The sequence below is a fragment of the Mesorhizobium sp. M1322 genome (assembly GCF_040318085.1).
Taxonomy (GTDB): Bacteria; Pseudomonadota; Alphaproteobacteria; order Rhizobiales; family Rhizobiaceae; genus Mesorhizobium.
Window position 1 is genome coordinate 1 of the sequence record NZ_JAMYLP010000044.1, and the last position, 20,412, is coordinate 20,412.

16 protein-coding genes are annotated in these 20,412 nt (G+C 62.9%); 12 read left to right on the top strand and 4 right to left on the bottom strand.

What is annotated here, in order from left to right:
- Positions 1 to 133: 133 nt before the first annotated feature.
- A complete protein-coding gene (trhO, locus tag NKH12_RS17355) occupies positions 134 to 1,063 on the bottom strand; it encodes an oxygen-dependent tRNA uridine(34) hydroxylase TrhO (RefSeq protein ID WP_352954252.1) in 930 nt (309 codons plus the stop codon).
- Between the two features lie 172 nt (positions 1,064 to 1,235).
- On the opposite strand from trhO, the gene NKH12_RS17360 reads away from it, so the two are divergent.
- Positions 1,236 to 1,874 (top strand): 2-dehydro-3-deoxy-phosphogluconate aldolase, encoded by a 639-nt coding sequence (locus tag NKH12_RS17360; RefSeq protein WP_352954253.1) that lies wholly within the window; start codon positions 1,236 to 1,238, stop codon positions 1,872 to 1,874.
- A 108-nt stretch (positions 1,875 to 1,982) separates the two neighbouring features.
- Here NKH12_RS17360 and mepK read toward each other — a convergent pair whose 3' ends face one another.
- Positions 1,983 to 3,917 (bottom strand): peptidoglycan L,D-endopeptidase MepK, encoded by a 1,935-nt coding sequence (mepK, locus tag NKH12_RS17365; protein ID WP_352954255.1) that lies wholly within the window; start codon positions 3,915 to 3,917, stop codon positions 1,983 to 1,985.
- A 379-nt stretch (positions 3,918 to 4,296) separates the two neighbouring features.
- The gene (locus NKH12_RS17370; protein ID WP_352954256.1) at positions 4,297 to 5,832 is read right to left on the bottom strand and encodes a sigma-54-dependent transcriptional regulator; all 1,536 of its coding nucleotides are present in this window, start codon (positions 5,830 to 5,832) and stop codon (positions 4,297 to 4,299) included.
- A 225-nt stretch (positions 5,833 to 6,057) separates the two neighbouring features.
- Here NKH12_RS17370 and NKH12_RS17375 point away from each other — a divergent pair, with 225 nt between their 5' ends.
- From NKH12_RS17375 to NKH12_RS17425, 11 genes are all read left to right on the top strand, one after another.
- Positions 6,058 to 7,893 (top strand): M3 family oligoendopeptidase, encoded by a 1,836-nt coding sequence (locus NKH12_RS17375; RefSeq protein ID WP_352954257.1) that lies wholly within the window; start codon positions 6,058 to 6,060, stop codon positions 7,891 to 7,893.
- 374 nt (positions 7,894 to 8,267) lie between these two features.
- Positions 8,268 to 9,074, top strand: coding sequence for a helix-hairpin-helix domain-containing protein (locus NKH12_RS17380; RefSeq protein ID WP_352954258.1), 807 nt, complete (start codon positions 8,268 to 8,270; stop codon positions 9,072 to 9,074).
- 173 nt (positions 9,075 to 9,247) lie between these two features.
- Positions 9,248 to 10,408 (top strand): aminodeoxychorismate synthase component I, encoded by a 1,161-nt coding sequence (locus tag NKH12_RS17385; RefSeq protein WP_352954259.1) that lies wholly within the window; start codon positions 9,248 to 9,250, stop codon positions 10,406 to 10,408.
- Positions 10,357 to 11,019, top strand: coding sequence for an aminotransferase class IV family protein (locus NKH12_RS17390; RefSeq protein ID WP_352954260.1), 663 nt, complete (start codon positions 10,357 to 10,359; stop codon positions 11,017 to 11,019). The genes NKH12_RS17385 and NKH12_RS17390 overlap by 52 nt, the downstream gene beginning before the upstream one ends.
- A gap of 60 nt (positions 11,020 to 11,079) precedes the next feature.
- On the top strand, positions 11,080 to 12,024 hold the full coding sequence (locus NKH12_RS17395; protein WP_352954261.1) for a heme-dependent oxidative N-demethylase family protein: 945 nt from the start codon (positions 11,080 to 11,082) through the stop codon (positions 12,022 to 12,024).
- Between the two features lie 127 nt (positions 12,025 to 12,151).
- Entirely contained in the window at positions 12,152 to 13,597 is a 1,446-nt protein-coding gene (locus NKH12_RS17400; RefSeq protein ID WP_352954262.1) for a homospermidine synthase, read from the top strand.
- 190 nt (positions 13,598 to 13,787) lie between these two features.
- Positions 13,788 to 14,159 carry an outer membrane lipoprotein Omp10 gene (omp10, locus tag NKH12_RS17405; protein ID WP_352954282.1) on the top strand — a complete coding sequence of 124 codons (372 nt, stop codon included), beginning with the start codon at positions 13,788 to 13,790 and terminating at the stop codon, positions 14,157 to 14,159.
- Between the two features lie 181 nt (positions 14,160 to 14,340).
- Entirely contained in the window at positions 14,341 to 16,443 is a 2,103-nt protein-coding gene (locus tag NKH12_RS17410) for a 5'-nucleotidase C-terminal domain-containing protein (RefSeq protein WP_352954263.1), read from the top strand.
- Positions 16,444 to 16,588: 145 nt separating this feature from the next.
- The gene (hemH, locus tag NKH12_RS17415) at positions 16,589 to 17,653 is read left to right on the top strand and encodes a ferrochelatase (protein WP_352954264.1); all 1,065 of its coding nucleotides are present in this window, start codon (positions 16,589 to 16,591) and stop codon (positions 17,651 to 17,653) included.
- Between the two features lie 148 nt (positions 17,654 to 17,801).
- Complete coding sequence (locus tag NKH12_RS17420; RefSeq protein ID WP_352954265.1) at positions 17,802 to 18,752, top strand: SPFH domain-containing protein; 951 nt, start codon at positions 17,802 to 17,804, stop codon at positions 18,750 to 18,752.
- A 10-nt stretch (positions 18,753 to 18,762) separates the two neighbouring features.
- Positions 18,763 to 19,227, top strand: a complete 465-nt coding sequence (locus tag NKH12_RS17425; RefSeq protein ID WP_352954266.1) for an NfeD family protein — start codon at positions 18,763 to 18,765, stop codon at positions 19,225 to 19,227.
- A gap of 52 nt (positions 19,228 to 19,279) precedes the next feature.
- On the opposite strand, the gene NKH12_RS17430 is transcribed toward NKH12_RS17425, so the two are convergent.
- The gene (locus NKH12_RS17430; protein WP_352954283.1) at positions 19,280 to 20,281 is read right to left on the bottom strand and encodes a KpsF/GutQ family sugar-phosphate isomerase; all 1,002 of its coding nucleotides are present in this window, start codon (positions 20,279 to 20,281) and stop codon (positions 19,280 to 19,282) included.
- Positions 20,282 to 20,412 lie beyond the last annotated feature (131 nt).

A 20,412-nucleotide genomic window follows, 5' to 3' on the forward strand; every position in this document is an offset into this window, starting at 1 on the left:
CCGCCGAAGCCTGGGTCTTCATCGCCCACATCCGCCTGCTCACGCGTCGCCTCGCAAGACCTTGAAATTGCACCAGTCGTTTTGATTCAGACACTAAGAGCGTATTTGTGCGTCCAAGCGGACGCACGTCGCTCTAACGTCCGATGTGCGGAGCCCTGCCTTGCGCTTCTGCAAGCTCGACCTGGCGCTGACGCTCGGCGTAGCGCGCGCGATCTTCGTCGGAACGAGCATCGAAGCAATGCTGGCATGAGATGCCGGCGGCGTATTTCGGCGATAACAGGTTCTGCCCGATCAGCGGATGCCGGCAGGCGCGGCACAATTCCGCCTCACCCTCGACCAGCCCGTGCGACACCGAGACGCGCTCGTCGAAGACGAAGCACTCGCCCTGCCACAGGCTCTGTTCGGCGGGCACCTCTTCGAGATATTTCAGGATACCGCCCTTGAGGTGGAAGACATCCTCGAAGCCGAGCGACTTCACATAGGCCGTCGCCTTCTCGCAGCGTATGCCGCCGGTGCAGAACATGGCCACCTTCCGGCCGACGAGCTCGGCCCGGCGCTGCTCGACCCAGGTCGGGAATTCGCGAAAGCTCGTCGTGGCGGGATCGACCGCGCCCTTGAAGGTGCCGATCGATACCTCATAGGCGTTGCGCGTGTCGATGACGATCGTCTCCGCATCCGAGATCAGTGCGTTCCAGTCGGCCGGCGCGACATAGGTGCCGGCGCTTGCCGCCGGATCGAGATCCCTAACGCCCATGGTGACGATCTCGCGCTTCAGCCGCACCTTCATGCGGTGGAACGGCATCAGCGCGGCGCTGCTGTACTTGACCTCGAGACCGGCGAGACCTTCGATGGCTTCGAGATGATCGATGAGCGCGGCGATATCAACTTCGCTGCCGGCGACTGTGCCGTTGATGCCCTCATGCGCCAGAAGCAGCGTGCCCTTGATGCCGCGCCCGCAGCAGAAGGCGGCGAGCGGCGCGCGCAGCGCCTCGAAGGCATCGAGCCGGGCGAAGCGGTAGAGCGCTGCGACGCGGACAGGTTGATCCCGGGTGGAAATTGTCATCGCCAAGCCACTAAACTTTGCCGAAAGCCAATTCAAGGGCAGCGCGAGCGAAGCACAGGCGTTGGAGACTCAGTTGCTGGCGTGCGTGACATCGCGACACGCCTGCTTTCGTGGACTCGGAATCCGCCTTCTGCTAATCGGTTGAAATCATCGATACCGGAGAGACAAGCCAATGTCAGCCACGACTGAGAAACTCCTGTCGCTCCTCAATGGCCAGCCGGTCATTCCGGTGCTGAAGATCGCCAACGTCGCCGATGCCGTGCCGCTGGCGCGCGCCCTGGCGCGCGGCGGCCTGCCGGCGATCGAGATCACGCTGCGGACAGCTGACGCGCTGGAGGCGATCCGGCTTGTGGCAAGCGAAGTCGAGCACGCCATCGTCGGCGCCGGCACCATTCTGGACGCCCGCCAGTTCGGCGAGGCGGCAGCAGCCGGCTCCAAGTTCATCGTCAGCCCCGGCATCACCCACGAGCTTCTGGCGGCGGCGAAGGACAGCGACGTTCCGTTGCTGCCCGGCGCCATCACGCCGGGTGAGATCATGGCCGCCCGTGAGGCAGGCTTGCGTTTCCTGAAATTCTTCCCGGCCGAACAGTCGGGCGGCATTGCCTCGCTCAAGGCATTCGCCTCGCCGCTGGCGGATGTGCAATTCTGCCCGACCGGCGGCATCACCGGCAAGAACGCCGCCGACTATCTGAGCTTGCCCAACGTCATCTGCGTCGGCGGCTCCTGGGTGGCGCCGGACGATTTGGTCAAGGCCGGCAGGTGGGACGAAATCGAGGCGTTGGCGCGCGCGGCGAGCAAGCTCGGGCGGTAGAGAAACTCTTATCCCCAAGTGGACTGGCTGCATCGCGGCGTTTTTGTTTGCGAACGGCAAAAAGCCGCGCGGGTTACCCGGCGCGGCTTTGTATTGCTGGTCGATCCGCTACTTGGTCTGGAAGCGGGCTACCGACATGAACTTTACGGCATTGCCGGTGAACCGGTTGGCATCGGCCAGCTGATCGTTCGGCTGGAAGCCCGCGGTGTAGACCTCGGTCGGCGGCGTGTGCACGATATTGTAGGCATAGCGCGGCGCCGTCGTTGCGCTGGAGACGGTGGCGACATTCTCGCCGCTGTTCAATGCCCAGCGCGCGGCCTTCGGCTCGGCGGCGACCACCACGGACTTGGGACCAGGCTTCAGGTCACGGGCAGTTGCCCTGGCTGCCTTGCGGGTGGTCTTCACACCCGCACCGATCGCCGCGGCCGGATCCGAGCCGGCCGGACGGGCAAAGACAGCCTCGCGCGGCGATGCGGCATTGCCGTTCGCCGGTTCGCTGAGAATCGAGCTCGGCTGGGAGAGCGAAGCGACCTGGTATTCGTCGGTTGCGCTGACCCGCTCGAGGACGGCCTTGACCGCATCGGATTGAACCTGGTCCGTCTGGGCCAAATCGGGCCGCTCCAAGTCGGGCTGGGCCAAATCAGGCTGGGCCAAGTCAGGGTGCGCCAAGTCAGGCTGCGCCAGATCGGGCCGAGCCGACGGCAGCACCGAGAACGCATCGGTAGCGGTCTTGCCGTGCCCGGCCGTATCCGCCAGCGCCAAAAGCACATCCTTGTCCTGCGGCGCAAGGTCGGCCGCTGCAAGGTCGGCCGGCAGCGAGTGATCGGGACGCCAGGTCGGCAACGGAATGCTGCTGGCCGCAATCTGCGCCGCATCGGCGACAGCGGACGGCTCGGCCATGCCGAAGGGAGCGCTTGCCGGCGCTTGCGCGGTCGCCACCGCCTGTTCAGTGGTGGCAGTAGCATCCGCCACGCCGAACGGAACGTTTTCGGGCGGCAGAGCGCCGACATCGGTCGTCGGACGCGGGGCGAAATCAGGCAGCGGCACACTGCGCGCCGGCAGCGCCGCGATGATCGTTTCCGGCGTGTCCTCCTCCGGTTCCGGAGCAGGCGGATCGGCGATTTGCGGAATCTCGGCGCGCTTCGCATCCTGAGGCGACACGATGGCAATGCCCGGAGGCTTGCTGTTCTTGGCGGCCGGCGCCGGCTTCGCGTTCGCCAGCTTCACGCTCGCCGGCTTCACGGTCGTAGACTTCGGCGCTGGCGCGGCTGCCACATCGGCGCTGTCATCGGCCTCGTCTTCACCGCCGCCGAAGAAAGCCGCTAGCAGACCACCGGATCTTTTGGAACCGCCACCTGCGCTGGCCAGTTCGATGGCGGGAGCGCCAGCGCCCTTGCGCGCCTTGTAGGAGGCGAGCGCCTGTGAATAGCCGGGCAGCGGCTTGCCGTCGCTCGGCACATGCAGCGTCTTGCCATTGGGGAACACGCGCGCCAGTTCCTGGCGGCTGATGCCCGGCCAGTGGCGCACATTGCCGACATCCATGTGGACAAAGGGCGAGCCGGACCTCGGATAATAGCCGACGCCGCCGCCCTGCATCCGCAGGCCGATGTCGCGCAGTTTCTTCAGCGGCACGCCGGGAATGTAGAAGTCCATCGCCTTGCCGAGCATATGCTGGCTTTTCTTGGCCACGCCCCTGCTGCGGCTGCGCAGCATCGAGTTCGTGGACGACGAGCGATAACCACACACGACCTGGATATAGTCGGTGGCGCCGCTCTGCCGGTAAGCCTCCCAGACCAGGTCCAGCAGGCGCGGATCCATCTTGGTCGGCTCGTTGCGGCGCCAGTCGCGCAGGATGACGTTGATCTTTTTCAGACCCGCCTGGTCGTAGCGGCCGCCGCGCTTGAAGACGATCTCCGCCTTCTCTTTGGTGTGGAGGTTATAGAGTTTCAGCGAACGTGTCTGGGCGCTGGCGCCGGTCGCAGCCGCTGTAAGGAAGCCAAAGGCGAGAATCACTGCTGCCAGCCATCTCGGCCAGACGCTCATGTGATAATGCCGCCCGTTTGTGTGTCGTTCGACTTTGTTCAAATCAAAAGGCCTTGCAGGCTGCCGTTTGTCCCCGGATTTGACCAACGGATGCGGTGGTGTTCGCATCCGAATATCGATCCTAATGGTTAATCATCGCTTATTGAAGCCGAAATGCGGTAACACCGTGGCGATATCCCGTCAAAAATATTGCGCAGGGTTTCTTGGTAAACTGCTGGTTTAGATCATGTTTCGGCCTTTGCCTGAACACGATCTGTTACCGGCCGCCTCAATGCGTGAACACTGCCGGCAAGCGCGTCACCCCGACGCGCGTCACGCCCGCTCGATGACTGAGAACTGTTCTGATGCCAAGCTGGCAAGCTGGTCCGGAGTTGCTTTGTCAGGAAGCAAGCCGGTCGATACGGCCAGTTTCCGGATCGATGCCGTATTCCTTGAGCTTCCTGTAGAGCGTGGAGCGGCCGATGCCGAGGCGGCGGGCAACTTCGCTCATCTGGCCGTTATAATGGTCGATGGCGAGCTTGATCATTTCGAGTTCGACATCGGCCAGCGCACGCACATTGCCGCGTTCGTCCAGCGCCCGCAGCGTGCCGAAGCGGGGCTGCGGCCTCGCTGGCGGATCGAGCTCGGTTGCAGCGATGCCGTTATTGGCGGGCACGTCTTCGCCAGGCGGCTCGATGACCAAAGGCAACGCGGGCAACGCGCCATCCGCATCGAGGTTGACGGTGCCCTCGACCTGCGCCCGGATCTGCGGAAACTCCTCCTCGGTCAGCACATCGCCTTCGCAAAGCACCGAGGCCCGGAAGACGGCGTTTTCCAGCTGCCGGATGTTTCCCGGCCAGTCGTAGGCCCGCAGCATGGCGAGCGCCGCAGCCGAAATGCCGTGCAGGCGATGACGTGGATCGGTGGGCGCAACCTTCTCCAAGAAGTGCTCGACCAGATACGGGATGTCGTCGCGACGATCGCGCAGCGGTGGCACGAAGATCGGATAGACGTTCAGGCGATAGAACAGATCCTCGCGGAACTTGCCGTCCTTGACCTGCTGCAGAAGATTGCGGTGTGTCGCCGAGATCAGCCTGATGTCGACCCTGACGGTCGAACGCCCGCCGACCGGATCGACCTCACCGTCCTGAACGGCGCGCAGCAGCTTGACCTGCACGTCGAGCGGCAGGTCGCCGATCTCGTCGAGAAAGAGCGTGCCCGAATGCGCCTCGACGAACTTGCCGGTGTGTTTTTCGGTGGCGCCGGTGAACGAGCCCTTCTCGTGGCCGAACAGGATCGATTCGACCAGATTGTCAGGGATGGCGCCGCAATTGACGGTAACGAAAGGTTTTGAGCGGCGATCGCCGCTGCCCTGGATGGCGCGCGCCACCAGCTCCTTGCCGACACCGGATTCGCCCTCGATAAGGATCGGGATGTTGGAAGCGGCCGCCTTCTGGCCGAGACGGATCACCCGATCCATCGCCGGGCTGTGCGTGATCATGTCCTTGAAGGTCAGATGGCCGCCGCGCCGCCGCGACGTGCGCTTCACTTCGCCCTCGACCGCTTCGACCTTGAGCGCATTGCCGATCGATGCCTGCAGCCTGTCGGGAGAGGCCGGCTTGACGACGAAATCGAAAGCACCGTGACGCATGGCCGAAACGACGGTCTCGATGCCACCCTGGGCGGTTTGTACGATGACCGGAACTTGGATGCCGCGCTCACGCATCGCCTTCAGTACGCCGATGCCGTCGAGGCCCGGCATGACGAGGTCGAGGATGACCACCGACACGTCGCGCGCATTGGGCCCGTCGAGCGCGTCGAGACCGGCCTCGCCGCCATCCGTGATGATCGCGCTGTGGCCGAATTTCGTCACGGCCGCCTCGAGCAGCCTGCGCTGCACGGGATCGTCATCGACTATGAGTATGGAACCTGTCATGACTGGTTCAACGATGCTCGCCCAATATGCCCACCCCACTTATGCCCACCCAAATGGGCAATCCACCCTATGGATCATCTTGGCACAGGGTTCTAAATAAGGTTTCAAAAAACCCGGTGAACGAATTCCTTAGGATTTGACCGGCTTTCTCATTCCCTTTGAATCTTGGCCCTTTGTATCTTTGGGTCTGACCGCTCAGGTCTTGCAATCTGGAAAGTATCGGCAATGCGCATGGTTTTTGGTCGGCAGCTTGCGGCGGCGTCCGGTCAGGGCGCGGCGGAGCTTGGCAATCTGCCGGAATGGGATCTCGCCGACCTCTATTCGGGGATGGACGCCCCCGAGCTGAAGCGTGACATCGCCAGGGCGGCGGCCGATGCCATCAGCTTCGAGAGCCGCTGGAAAGGCACGCTCGCCGCCGAGGCGGAGCGTGCCGACAGCGGCAGGCTGGGCGAGGCGCTTGCCGCCTATGAGGCGCTGGAGGAACTGATCGGCCGGATCGTCTCCTATGCTGGGCTGGTCTATGCCGGCAACACCGCGGATCCGCAGCGCGCCAAGCTCTATGGTGACATTCAGGAGAAGATGACCGACGCCAGCGCGCATCTTCTGTTTTTCGCGCTCGAACTGAATCTGATCGACGATGGCGCGATCGAAACCGCGCTCGCTGCGGATCCCGCCTTCGCTCACTACCGGCCATGGGTGCTCGATCTGCGCATGGACAAACCCTATCAGCTCGAGGATCGGGTCGAGCAGCTTTTCCACGAGAAGTCGATTACCGGACGCGGCGCCTGGAACCGCCTGTTCGACGAGACGATGACCGATCTGCGCTTCGACATCGATGGCGAGGAGCTAACCCTGGAGCCGGCGCTGAACCGCCTCCAGCACGCCGATGGCGAGGTGCGCCGCCGGGCCTCTGAAGCGCTGGCCGCAACCTTCCGCAAGAATCTGCGCACGTTCACGCTGGTCACCAACACGCTGGCCAAGGACAAGGAGATTTCCGACCGCTGGCGCGGCTTCGAGGACATCGCCGATTCGCGCCATCTCGCCAACCGCGTCGAGCGCAGCGTGGTGGATGCGCTGGCCTCAGCCGTTCGCGATGCCTATCCGCGCCTGTCGCACCGCTACTATGCGATGAAGGCGCGCTGGCTCGGCATGGAGGTGATGAACCACTGGGACCGCAACGCGCCGCTGCCGGAGACCCCGCAGGCGATCATCGGCTGGGACGAGGCCAAGAACACGGTGCTTTCCGCCTATCAGCGCTTTTCACCTGACATGGCGGAGATCGCCCGGGTTTTCTTCGACCGCAATTGGATCGACGCGCCGGTCAGGCCTGGCAAGTCGCCGGGCGCCTTCGCGCATCCGACCGTGCCGTCGGCGCATCCCTACGTTCTGCTCAACTACATGGGCAAGCCGCGCGACGTGATGACGCTGGCGCATGAGCTTGGCCATGGCGTGCATCAGGTGCTGGCGGCAGGCCAGGGCGCGCTGATGGCTTCGACGCCGCTGACGCTGGCCGAGACGGCATCCGTCTTCGGCGAGATGCTGACCTTCCGCTCGCTGCTGGACCAGACCACGGACAAGCGCGAGCGCAAGGCCATGCTCGCCCAGAAGGTCGAGGACATGATCAACACGGTCGTGCGCCAGATCGCTTTGTACGAGTTCGAGCGCAAGGTGCATGCCGAGCGCAAGAACGGCGAACTGACATCCGACAGGCTCGGCCAGTTCTGGCTGGAAGTGCAGGCGGAAAGCCTCGGGCCGGCGATCAAGCTGCGCGACGGTTACGAGGTCTTCTGGACCTACATTCCACACTTCATCCATTCGCCCTTCTACGTCTACGCCTATGCGTTCGGCGACTGCCTGGTGAATTCGCTCTATGCGGTCTATCAAAATGCAGAGCATGGCTTTCAGGAGAAATATTTTGCCATGCTCCGCGCCGGCGGCACCAAGCATCATTCCGAGCTCCTGGCACCCTTCGGTCTTGACGCCACCGACCCTGCCTTCTGGCAGATCGGACTTGGCGTGATCGGCGGGCTGATCGACGAGCTCGAAGCTCTGGACAATTGACGCACAGCGCTGAACATACGGGGCTGACAGAACAGTTTAGCCGCAATGCATATTGAGGCCGTTCTATTCTTGCCCTAAATATCTGTTCTTAAATAACTCTCCGTGGAATTTTTCCGTTAGCTTTCGGGAAGCTGTATGATAGCGTCCCGCCTCAAGCTCAGTCAGGCGCGGGGCTCAGGCCAGGAAAAATCTTCGGTCCGGTCACGGCGCTTCGGCGAATGCGACAGCGGCCGTTGGCCATGGCAGGAAAAGCCGGTCGCCGACAGCTCGATCTAAGCCGGCTGTTCCGCGAACAGCGGAGCCACCATTGAATGGTCCTTGTGCCAAGGTCACCACTCCAGGCCATGGCAGATGGATCGGACTGGAGAGAGACAATGGGCACTTTTTTCTACATGCTCCTGGCGTTCCTGGTAGGTGTGTTGGTTGGCTGGTTCATCTGGGGCCGCCTGCGTGGCGAGTTCGACAGCCTGCGCGGTGACGTGGACCGCACGCGCATCGAGCGCGACAGGCTGCGCGCCGACGCCGACCGCCTGGCCGGTGAACTGGAAGTATGCCGCGGCGCCCGCGCCGATCTGGAGCGCCAGTTGGCCGAGGCACAAGGCACCAAGACCGGCGCGACAAAGGCAGCAATCCCGGCACCCTCGGCATTGATGGCGACATCCGCACCGGCCCAGACGACGCCGGCCAAGTCGACGCCGGCCAAGTCGACGCCGGCCAAGTCCGGGCCAGCAAAGACCGCGCCGGCAAAGACCGCGTCCAAGAAACCGGCGACCGCCAAGGCGGCAGCCGCGCCAAAGGCCAGTGCGTCGAAAGCGAGCGCGTCGACGGCAAGTGCGCCGAAACCTCCCGCATCGAAGACGGGTGCTGCACCAAAGAGCGCTGCGCCAGCGGCAAAGAAGGCCGCGACAACAAAGGCGGCGGCTGGCAAAGCCAGCAATCTGCGCCGCCTGATCGGCATCGGCCCGGCAAACGAGCGACTGCTCAACGGGCTCGGAGTCACAACCTATGCGCAAATCGCCGCCTGGACGGCCGCCGACGTCAAGCGGATCGAGGAGACGTTGAACTTCGACGGCCGCATCGAGCGTGAGCGCTGGATCGAGCAGGCGAAACTGCTTGCCGCCGGCGACGAGAAGGAATTCGCGCGCCGCTTCCCGACCGCGGGGACCGCGAGCAACAGCTGAATTGCCAGCCGGCATCGAGCACATGACAGATTGGCGGCGCCCTCGAGGTGCCGCCAATTTGCTTTTGCATCAAGGCTGCCTTTCCGTCTTGAGACGCCGCTCTCTCGATTGCGCGCGATCGAGCCCCCATATAGAGCGATAGCTGGCGTCATCGATCGCAGCATCCGAGTCCCATGCCCCTGCCCTCTGCAATTTTCCGGAATGACGAGCGCGCACATCAGCTCGTTTTCGACCGTCCGGCCGACATCATCGTGGCGCATGAGGCGGAGGATTTCCTGCCGGCGCTGGAAATTGCCCAGGCCGCGCATGACGCCGGCAAATGGCTGGCCGGATATTTCTCCTACGAGGCCGGCTACCTGCTCGAGCCGAAGCTCGTTCCGCTGCTGCCGGGCGGACGCCGCGCCCCGCTTGTCTGCCTGGGGATCTTCGATGCGCCTGTCGAACAGCCGGTCGTGCCCAGCAACGCGCCGGCGACCAACGGTCCGATCTTCGACGCCCCAATCTTCAACGCAAGGGCCGCCTGGTCTTCAGAGGATTACGCAAAACGCTTTGCGCGGCTCCACAATCACATTCGCAAGGGCGATTGCTATCAGGGCAATCTGACCTTTCCGGTTCATGCGCAGTGGTCGGGCGATCCGCTGGCCGCCTTCGATGCGCTGACCGAGCGCCAGCCGGTGAAATACGGCGCGCTGATCGCGCTCGGCGATCCGGTCGTTTTGTCGCGTTCGCCGGAACTGTTCTTCGAGGTCGACGCCGAAGGCATGATCGAGACCCATCCGATGAAGGGCACCGCCCCGCGCGGCGCGACCAAGGCGGAGGACAAGCGGCTGAAGGCGTTCTTGCTCAATGACGAAAAGAACCAGGCTGAGAACCGGATGATCGTCGATCTCCTGCGCAACGACATCTCGCTGATCAGCGAGGTCGGCACGCTGGAGGTGCCGGAGCTTTTCCGCATCGAGAGCTACCCGACCGTGCACCAAATGGTGAGCCGCGTGCGGGCCAAGCTCTTGCCCGACCTCACCATCCGCCAGATCTTCGCTGCGCTGTTTCCATGCGGATCGATCACCGGCGCCCCGAAAATCCGCGCCATGGAAATCCTGCACGATCTGGAAGCCACGCCGCGCGATGTCTATTGCGGCGCCATCGGCTGGATCGCGCCCGGCGGCAGGATGCGCTTTTCGGTGGCGATCCGCACCATATCGCTCTTTTCCAATGGCGAAGCCGTCTACAATATCGGTGGTGGCGTCGTCTTCGATTCGACGGCCGAGGAGGAGTATCAGGAGTGCCTGCTGAAAGCGCGCTACGCGACGGGAACACCGCCGATTTCGAGCTGATCGAAACCATGCGCTGGCAGCCGGGCCAGGGCTTCCTCCGTTTTGACCGCCATTTGGCCCGCCTTTATGGCTCGGCAGCCGAACTGGGTTTTACCTGCGATCCACAGAAGGTGGGTGAGATGCTCAGGAACGCCGTCGACCGGCCGGACATAGCCTTGCGCACACGCCTCGTCCTGTCGCGCAGCGGCAAGGTGACGGTCTCGGCGCTGCCTTATGAGCCGCATGCAGCCGACAAGGTGTGGAGGCTGCAACTGGCGCGGGTGCGGCTCGATTCAAGCGACACGCTGCTGCGCCACAAGACGAGCCGCCGGGACACCTATCAGCGGGCGCGAGCCGAATATCTGATCAGCCGGGCCGACGAGGTTTTGCTGGCTAACGAGCGTGGCGAAATCTGTGAGGGCACGATCACCAATCTCTTCGCCGATTTCGGCGACGGCGCGCTGGCAACGCCGCGGCTCGATTGCGGCCTGCTGCCTGGCGTATTACGCGGCGAATTGCTGGATGAAGGCCGCGCCCGCGAGGCAATCTACACCTTGGATGATCTGAAGTCGGCCAAAGCGCTGTTCGTCGGCAATTCACTGCGCGGATTGATCCCGGCGCGGCTGGGCTGAAACGCAACCGGAATTCACGGCGAGAATGGCCGCCGCCGCATAGGACATCCTCAAAGAAACATGAGTTTTCGCCAGACCCCGCCGACCCACACGCCCTATGACGGCTCATCAAAACTCTTCACCATCGGGTTGAGGCCGCTTGATCCCGGCGCATGGATCGCGATCGATGGGCACCTGCTGACCTATCTCGCCGAGAAGCGGCGGCTCTATGCGGAAATCCCCGGCAGGGTCTTCGTCGAGGAGGAAGGCACGCGCGAGGCTCAGCGCGAAGTGCTCGATCTGCTCGGTGCGCATCTTGTGGCGAAATTTCCCGAAGTCTACCAGCGCTTCGGGACAGGGGTCGAGGTGATCGGCGCCCCGAGCAATTTGCACGATGGCGGCCTTGCCGCTGGCTCCCATGCGCCGCTTGTCGCAGCCTCGTTGCTTGTGCAGGAAGACCTGATCCTGATGCGCCGCGACGAGAGTGGCTGGCGGCTGGTCGCCGGCTCGCTCTGCTTTCCCTCCTCATGGTCGCTGATCGAAAAATTCGGCAGGCCCTTGCAGGAGATCCATGCACCGGTGCCGGGCTTCGGTCCAGGCACGCGCCCGGCCGACCTCATCAACCGCATGTTCGACGGCCTGCAGGGTCAGGCCGTCGAGCGCTACAACTGGTCGATCCAGGCCGGCGATGCGCTCTACCATCCACTCTCGAACCTTGAGCGCATCGATCGCACCACCAACCGTCCCTCCAAATTCTCGGATGGCGATATCGATGTCCGTGCCGTCATCCGTGTCGAGCGCCAGACGCTCAGAAAACTTCCCGCTTCGCGTGACGTCCTGTTCACCATTCGCATTCATCTCGACCCGCTCAGTGTGCTGGCGCGTCATCCCGATCGGGCAAGGTTGGCAGCGTCTTTCGCCGCACAGTTGCTGGCGCTCGACGAGGTCCAGCTCGACTACAAGGGCATGACAGCAGACCGCGACCGGCTGGTTGCCTTCCTTAACCACATGACGAATGCAGCGTAGCTCGCGGCTTTTCGCTGGTTTATGACAATGATCTGTGGTTGTAGCGCGTGGCGGTCGGGCAGAAAAATGCTCCGCTTTATGTCTGTTTGCCGGGCTTTTCAGCCTATCTGAGGGAGTAATCGATAAAATGGCGAATGAAAACTGGCCCGTTTACGGCGAGATCACCGGCCCTGTCGTGATGATCGGCTTCGGCTCGATCGGACGGGGAACGCTGCCGCTGATCGAGCGCCATTTCAAGTTCGACAAGTCGCGCATGACGGTCATCGACCCACGCGATACCGATCGCAAGCTTCTCGACGAGCGAGACATCACCTTCGTGCAGGCTGCGGTGACCACGAAGAACTACAAGAAGCTGCTGACGCCGCTGCTGACCAAAGGCGGTGGCCAGGGCTTTTGCGTCAACCTCTCGGTCGACACCGGCTCAGTGGATTTGATGCGGCTGTGTCGCAAGCTAGGTGTGCTTTACATCGACACCGTCGTAGAGCCGTGGCTCGGCTTCTATTTCGATACCAAGGCCGACAATGCCAGCCGCAGCAACTACGCGCTGCGTGAATCCATGATCGAAGAAAAGCACGCGCATCCCGGCGGGGCGACCGCAATCTCCACCTGCGGCGCCAATCCAGGCATGGTCTCGTGGTTCGTCAAGCAGGCTCTGGTCAACCTCGCCACCGATCTTGGCATCGAGTTCTCGGAGCCCGCGCAGCACGATCGCGAAAGTTGGGCCAGGCTGATGAAGAAGGCCAGCGTCAAGGGTATCCACATCGCCGAGCGCGACACACAGCGCACCAAGAAGCCGAAGCCGATGAACGTGTTCTGGAACACCTGGTCGGTCGAAGGCTTCATCTCGGAAGGGCTTCAACCGGCCGAGCTAGGCTGGGGCACGCATGAGACGTGGATGCCGAAGAACGGCAAGAAGCACAAGCATGGCTCGAGGGCCGCAATCTATCTGGAGCAGCCGGGCGCCAACACGCGTGTGCGCAGCTGGTGCCCGACGCCCGGCCCGCAATACGGCTTCCTGGTGACGCACAACGAGTCGATTTCGATCGCCGACTTCTTCACCCTGCGCGGCAAGAAGGGCAAGGTTCAATATCGCCCGACCTGTCACTATGCCTACCATCCCTGCAACGACGCCGTGGTGTCGCTGCACGAGATGTTCGGTGCCGCCGGCAAGGCACAACCCGTGCATCACGTGCTCGATGAAAACGAACTGGTCGACGGTGTCGACGAGCTCGGCGTGCTGCTCTACGGCCACGACAAGAACGCCTACTGGTATGGTTCGCAACTGTCGCTGGCGGAAGCGCGCAAGCTGGCGCCGTATCAGAACGCCACGGGCATGCAGGTCACGTCGGCAGTGCTGGCGGGCATGGTCTGGGCGCTGGAAAATCCCGAGGCCGGCATCGTCGAGGCCGACGAGATGGACTACAGGCGCTGCCTGGAAGTGCAGTCCCCCTATCTGGGGCCGATCAAGGGCTACTACACCGATTGGACGCCGCTCGATAACCGCCCTGGTCTGTTCCCGGAAGACCTCGACAAAAACGACCCATGGCAATTCCGCAACATCCTCGTTCGATAGTGCAACATCCTCGTTCGATAGCAATGTTTCACTGCCTTGCAATCGCCTGGAAATCGGGCGATTGAAGGAAGGTGGGGCCTAGAGCGACGTGCGTCCATTTTGGACGAACGAAGTATAGCGCTTTGAAACGCGTGGTGCTTTCGAAGATCGGATCGATTTTCGCCCGATGCGAGAGGAGAGAATTTTGATGATGACGCTTGCGCGCAAATTGCTTTCGGCCGGCATTGTCGCGGCCGCTGCCGCCTCGGCGGCGTGCACCACCGCCGGCCCCAGCGGGCCGCCATTGGCCAGGCGGAGCGCGGTCGAAGGGTCTTGGATCGACGCGCAAGGCACGGGCCTGTCGACCTTCGCCGGCGGCAGCTTCAACACCGTCGCGACCGACACCGGCCAGAAACTTGCCGACGGCAGCTACACCATGACCGGCGGCACCTCGGTCGAAATCCATGGCACTTCGCTGATCCGCCAGACGCCGATCAGCTTCAACTGCTTGTTGATCTCCACCTCCCAGCTTAATTGCACCAGCGCGAGCGGACAGAACTTTGTGCTGACGCGACGCACCTGAGGCGCCATACCGAATTGCTTTTGCAAAGGACGGCGGCTTGAGGCCGCCGTCCTTTTTGCGCCGGCAAAGCTGCCCCCGATTCCGCTTGCATCACCTAAAACGCGATGTGAACATGGACGAAAAGCTGGCTGTTATGTTCCAGTCAAGCAAGGGCATTAAACAGGTCATCCGGGAGACGAAGATGAAGAAGATCGCCGCCATCGCCGCCCTGTCGGCGTCCACGCTTGGCCTGTCGGCCGGCGTGTCCTTTGCCGACTACACGCTGAACATCCTGCACATCAACGACTGGCACAGCCGCATCGAAAGCAACAACAAATATGAATCGACCTGCTCGGCCGAAGAGGAGACCAAGGGCGAGTGCACCGGCGGCGCGGCGCGGCTGATCACCGCGATCGCCCAGGAGCGCAAGAAGCTGGAGGGCCAGAACATGCTGCTGCTCAGCGCCGGCGACAATTTCCAGGGTTCGCTCTTCTACACGACCTACAAGGGCAAGACCGAAGGCGAATTCCTCAACCAGATGAAATTCGACGCCATGGCGGTCGGTAATCACGAGTTCGACGATGGCGAGGCGGCGCTGGCACCGTTCCTGGATATGATCAAGTTTCCGGTGCTCGGCGCCAATGTGAAGGCCAACGCGCAATCCAAGCTCGGTGACCGCGTGAAACCGTCTGTCGTGATCGAGGTCGGCGGCCAGAAGATCGGCATCGTCGGTGCGGTCACCAACGACACGCCCGAGCTCGCTTCGCCAGGCCCTAACGTCCCGATCGAGCACGACGTCATGTCGATCACGGCCGAGGTTAAGAGGCTGAAGGGAGAAGGCGTCAACAAGATCATCGCGGTCACCCATATCGGTTACAAGCGCGAGCGCGACGTCATCGCCAAGATCCCGGGTGTCGATGTGGTGGTCGGCGGCCACAGCCATTCGCTGCTGTCCAACACCGACCCCAAGGCTGAAGGCCCCTACCCGACGATGGTCGACAATCCGGACGGCTACAAGGTGCCGGTCGTCCAGGCGGCGTCCTATTCGAAATATCTCGGCGAGTTCAAGGTCGTGTTCGACGACAACGGTGTCGTCAAGCAAGCCAGCGGCGACCCGATCTACCTCGACAAGTCGATCACGCCAGATCCCGCCGTGCTTGCCCGCATCAAGGAGCTCGACGAGCCGATCGAGGCGTTGAAGAACCAGGAGGTCGCCGAAACCACCAAAGCGATCGACGGCAGCCGTGAGAACTGCCGCACCCGCGAGTGCGAGATGGGCAATCTCGTCTCCGATGCCGTCCTCGACCGCGTCAAGGACCAGGGTGTGGAGATCGTCATCACGAATGGCGGCGGTCTGCGCGCTTCGATCGACCAGGGCACCGTCACCATGGGCGAAGTGCTGAACGTGCTGCCGTTTCAGAACACAGTGGCGACCTTCCAGATTTCCGGCAAGGATCTGATTGCCGGACTCGAGAACGGTCTCAGCCAGATCGAGGACGGCGCCGGACGCTTCCCGCAGGTTGCCGGCCTGAAGTATTCATTCGACAAATCTGCTGCCCCGAATGCCGGGCGCGTCAAGTCGGTCGAAGTCATGCAAGGCGACGCGTGGACCCCGATCAATCCGGACAAGGACTACCTGGTCGCCACCAACAACTATGTGCGCCAGGGCGGCGACGGCTACAAGGTCTTCGCCGACAAGGCCAAGAACGCCTACGATTACGGCCCGGGTCTCGAACAGGTGGTCGCCGATTATCTCGGCGCGCACCGGCCCTATACGCCGAAGCTCGATGGCCGCATCACCGAAATCACGGCCGCCGCCGCGGCGGAACCGGCCCAGCAACCGGCCCAGGAACCAGCCAAGCCGGCCGAGGCTGCGCCCGCTCCGGCCGAGCCCGCAAAGCCGACCGCAGCGGCTCCAGCCGCGACCGCGGAGCCGGCGATGCCCGAACCGCCGGCTGGTTCGAACGATATCGCCACGACGCCGCCAGCCGTGCCGGCGGAACCCGCCCCGGCAGCGCCGGCACCTGCCGAGCCGGCAAAACCCGCCGAGACGGCGCCCGCAGCACCGGCTCCTGCGGCGGAACCGGCCCAGGAACCGGCAAAGCCAGCCGAGGCTGTGCCTGCCGAGCCGGCAAAGCCGGCCGAAAGCAGCCATGTGATCGTTGCCGGCGATACCTATTGGGATCTGGCGGAAAAAGCCTATGGCGATGGCGCCAAGTGGAAAACGATCTCCGACGCCAACAAGGACCACGAGCCGCGCCGCCTTCCCGTCGGCGCGACCTTGACCATCCCGGCCGCAAACTAACTTCTTCCGTCATTGTTGGAAAACCCGTCCGGGGTAATCGGGCGGGTTTTCTGCTTTCCGCCTGAGGTAAGATAAGGTGCGGCCAGACGCTGCATTGAAAACCGGCGCGGCATCGCTAGTTTCGCGCGGTGTCCGGAGATCTCTAATGACGCTTTCCAACCCTGTCGATCCCAAGGCTGCGAAGGCCCTCGGCCCGCGGCCGGCGGAACAGCCGCCGGTCGGGGCGGGCAGGATCGGCGTCATGCTGGTCAATCTCGGCACGCCCGACGGCACCGAATTCAAGCCGATGTGGCGCTATCTCAGGGAATTCCTGTCCGATCCACGCGTCATCGAGCTCAACAAGGCGATCTGGTACCCGATCCTCTACGGGCTGGTTCTCACCACGCGGCCGAAGAAGTCGGGCGCCAACTATGCCAGGATCTGGAACCGGCAGCGTAACGAGTCGCCGCTGCGCACCTACACCCGCGCTCAGAGCGAAAAGCTGACCGAAGCGCTGCGCGACCTGCCCGACGTCACCGTCGACTGGGCGATGCGTTACGGCAATCCTTCGACCGAGAGCGTCGCCAAAGGCCTGGTCGCGCAAGGCTGCGACCGGATTCTCGCTTTTCCGCTCTATCCGCAATATTCCGCGACCACGACCGCGACCGCCAACGACCAACTGTTTCGCGCGCTGATGAAGATGCGCCGCGCCCCGGCGATCCGCAGCGTGCCGCCCTATTATGCCGAACCGGTTTATATCGAGGCGCTTGCCCGTTCGATCGAGCGCCATCTGGCGACGCTTGATTTCGAGCCGGAAGTGGTCATCGCCTCTTATCACGGCATTCCGAAACCCTATTCCGACAAGGGAGACCCCTATCAAGCCCATTGCCTTGAGACGACCCGGCTGCTGCGGGAAAAGCTCGGCTGGGATGAGAAGAAGCTGATCACCACGTTCCAGTCGCGCTTCGGTGCTCAGGAATGGCTGCAGCCTTACACCGACAAGACGGTCGAGAAATTGCCCGGAGAAGGCGTGAGATCGATCGCCATCGTCAATCCGGGCTTTTCCGTCGACTGCATCGAGACGCTGGACGAGATCGGCAGGGAAGCGGCAGAGACTTTCCATCATGCAGGCGGCGAGAAGTTCGCGCACATCCCTTGCCTCAATGACAGTGCCGAGGGCATGGCGGTGATCGAGGCGATGGTGCGGCGCGAACTGTCGGGCTGGATCTGAAGCGGATACAATCGAGCGCCGCTAGCCTGCTTTCTATGCACCGGTAATCCACTATCACCTGATTGTAACGTTCCTGAAACACACTTAAGTGTTTGGTGAAGTCGGCCGCGTGAAACACTTCCGTGACCGGCATCTGAGGGAGAGCCAAATGGATTTCAGTGGTTTCGATATCGCGCTTCTTGTTCTTGTCGCTCTTGTCGTGCTCGTGCTTTTCAAAGGCATCCGTACAATTCCGCAAGGCTACAACTATACCGTCGAACGCTTTGGCCGCTATACCAAGACATTGAGCCCTGGCCTCAACATCATCGTGCCGTTCGTCGATCGCATCGGCGCCAAGTTGAACATGATGGAGCAGGTGCTCGATGTCCCGACCCAGGAGATCATCACCCGCGACAATGCCACCGTCGCCGTCGATGGCGTCGCCTTTTACCAGGTGCTCAACGCCGCGCAGGCCGCCTATCAGGTCGCTGGGCTGGAGAACGCCATCCTCAACCTGACGATGACCAACATCCGTACCGTGATGGGCTCGATGGACCTAGACGAGCTTTTGTCGAACCGCGACGCCATCAACGAACGCCTGCTGCGCGTCGTCGACGAGGCGGCGCATCCCTGGGGCATCAAGATCACCCGCGTCGAGATCAAGGACATCAACCCACCGGCCAATCTCGTCGAATCGATGGGTCGCCAGATGATGGCCGAACGTAACAAGCGCGCGCAGATCCTCGACGCCGAAGGCCTCAAGCAGTCGCAGATCCTGGAAGCCGAGGGCCGCAAGGAAGCCGCCTTCCGCGATGCCGAGGCGCGCGAACGCTCGGCCGAGGCCGAGGCCCGCGCCACGCAGGTGGTGTCGGAAGCGATCGCCAAAGGCGACGTGCAGGCGCTCAACTACTTCGTTGCGCTGAAATACACCGAAGCGCTGACCAGGATCGGCTCCGCCACAAACAGCAAGGTCGTGCTGATGCCGATGGAAGCTTCATCACTGATCGGCACGCTCGGCGGCATCGGCGCGATCGCCAAGGAAGTCTTCGGGAGCGAGGGCACTGCCGGCACGCAGTGGCAAGCCGCCCGCCCGCCGGTAGTTCGTCCGAGTGAGAGCTGAGGCCGATCCGATGTTCGATCGCATCATTTCGGAACTCGGTCCCTGGAATTGGATGGTTCTCGGCTTTGTTCTCCTCGTAATGGAGGTCATCGCACCGGGCATCTTCATGCTATGGATCGGCATTGCCGCGCTGCTGATCGGTGCAGTCTCCCTGCTCATCTGGGACGCAGGATTCTGGACCTGGCAGATCCAGGTTCTCGCCTTCCTCGCTTTGTCGCTGATCTCGGCCTATGTCGGCAAGAGCCTGATGGGCGGACGCCATGACCCGACCGACCAGCCGCTGCTCAATCGCCGCGGCGAACAAATGATCGGCAGGATGGCGACACTTGCAGAGCCGATCCAGGACGGGCGGGGCCGCATAAAGCTGGGCGACACGCTATGGCGCGTCTCAGGTCCCGATCTGCCGGTCGGCACGCAGGTGCGCGTGACGGGCGCGGCCGACACCGATCTGGAGCTGACGGTCGAGGCGGTTTAGGACCGATCCCACCCATCTCGGCGGGCGACTTTTCAAACAGGCCTGAGGTCTGTCAGGCCGCGCCGATGCGCAGCAGATCGTGCAGATGGACAAGTCCGACCGGCCGTCCGCCCTCGACAACCATCAGGCTGGAGATGGCCGAATTGTTGATCGTCTGCAGCGCCGTCGCAACCAGCGTATCCGGTCCGGCCGTCTTCGGCTCCTTGGTCATGACCTCATCGACACTCATCGCCAGAAGATTGCTGCCGATGTGGCGCCTGATATCGCCGTCGGTGACGATGCCGATCAGCGCACCATCCGCGGCGGTTATCGCCACGCAGCCAAACCCCTTGCGCGACAATTCGAGGATCGCTTCACGCATTCCGGTGCCCGAAGGCACCAGCGGCAGCCTATCGCCGACATGCATGATGTCGCGGATCTGCGTCAGATTGGCGCCAAGTTGCCCGCCGGGATGGAAGGTGCGGAAATGATCCGGCGTGAAGCCGCGCGCTTCGAGCAACGCGATGGCCAGCGCATCGCCGATCACCAGCTGCAGCAGCGTCGATGTCGTCGGTGCCAGGCCGTGCGGGCAGGCTTCCGGCGCACGCGGCAGCAGGAGCACCACATCGGCCGCACGCGCCAGCGCCGATCGCTCTCCGGCGGTGACCGCGATCAGCGGAATCGAGAAGCGCCTCGAATAGGCGATGATGCCCTTGAGCTCGCGGCTCTCGCCCGACCACGACATGGCGATGATGGCATCGTCCTTGGCGATCATGCCGAGGTCGCCATGATTGGCTTCGGCAGGATGGACGAAGAAAGCCGGCGTGCCGGTCGAGGCGAGCGTTGCGGCGATCTTTGAGCCGATGTGGCCGCTCTTGCCGACGCCGGTGACGATGACGCGGCCCTCGATTTGCGACACCATGTCGACGGCGCGCGCGAACGGTTCGGTCAACCCGTTTTCGAGCGCGGCCGCCAGCGCCGCGACACCGGCCTGTTCGGTCGCTACCGTTCTAAGCGCCGAGGCGATCGAAGCTTGCCCGTCGAGCCGCTTCTTGTCTGGAGATCTCGCATGCATGGCTGATGCGATTAGCGCTTTGCCGCGCGCCTGTCCAACGGAATTGCCATCCAGTGAGGCCTGATCCACCGCTGCCTCAACCCTCCGTTAACCATCCCCATTTACGGTTCGGTAAGTATGGCGCGCGTGCG

Bases quoted from the DNA above. Each gene is read 5' to 3' on its own strand.
- trhO (WP_352954252.1), bottom strand. From the start codon at position 1,063: ATGACAATTTCCACCCGGGATCAACCTGTCCGCGTCGCAGCGCTCTAC.
- NKH12_RS17360 (WP_352954253.1), top strand. From the start codon at position 1,236: ATGTCAGCCACGACTGAGAAACTCCTGTCGCTCCTCAATGGCCAGCCG.
- mepK (WP_352954255.1), bottom strand. From the start codon at position 3,917: ATGAGCGTCTGGCCGAGATGGCTGGCAGCAGTGATTCTCGCCTTTGGC.
- NKH12_RS17370 (WP_352954256.1), bottom strand. From the start codon at position 5,832: ATGACAGGTTCCATACTCATAGTCGATGACGATCCCGTGCAGCGCAGG.
- NKH12_RS17375 (WP_352954257.1), top strand. From the start codon at position 6,058: ATGCGCATGGTTTTTGGTCGGCAGCTTGCGGCGGCGTCCGGTCAGGGC.
- NKH12_RS17380 (WP_352954258.1), top strand. From the start codon at position 8,268: ATGGGCACTTTTTTCTACATGCTCCTGGCGTTCCTGGTAGGTGTGTTG.
- NKH12_RS17385 (WP_352954259.1), top strand. From the start codon at position 9,248: ATGCCCCTGCCCTCTGCAATTTTCCGGAATGACGAGCGCGCACATCAG.
- NKH12_RS17395 (WP_352954261.1), top strand. From the start codon at position 11,080: ATGAGTTTTCGCCAGACCCCGCCGACCCACACGCCCTATGACGGCTCA.
- NKH12_RS17400 (WP_352954262.1), top strand. From the start codon at position 12,152: ATGGCGAATGAAAACTGGCCCGTTTACGGCGAGATCACCGGCCCTGTC.
- omp10 (WP_352954282.1), top strand. From the start codon at position 13,788: ATGACGCTTGCGCGCAAATTGCTTTCGGCCGGCATTGTCGCGGCCGCT.
- NKH12_RS17410 (WP_352954263.1), top strand. From the start codon at position 14,341: ATGAAGAAGATCGCCGCCATCGCCGCCCTGTCGGCGTCCACGCTTGGC.
- hemH (WP_352954264.1), top strand. From the start codon at position 16,589: ATGACGCTTTCCAACCCTGTCGATCCCAAGGCTGCGAAGGCCCTCGGC.
- NKH12_RS17420 (WP_352954265.1), top strand. From the start codon at position 17,802: ATGGATTTCAGTGGTTTCGATATCGCGCTTCTTGTTCTTGTCGCTCTT.
- NKH12_RS17425 (WP_352954266.1), top strand. From the start codon at position 18,763: ATGTTCGATCGCATCATTTCGGAACTCGGTCCCTGGAATTGGATGGTT.
- NKH12_RS17430 (WP_352954283.1), bottom strand. From the start codon at position 20,281: ATGCATGCGAGATCTCCAGACAAGAAGCGGCTCGACGGGCAAGCTTCG.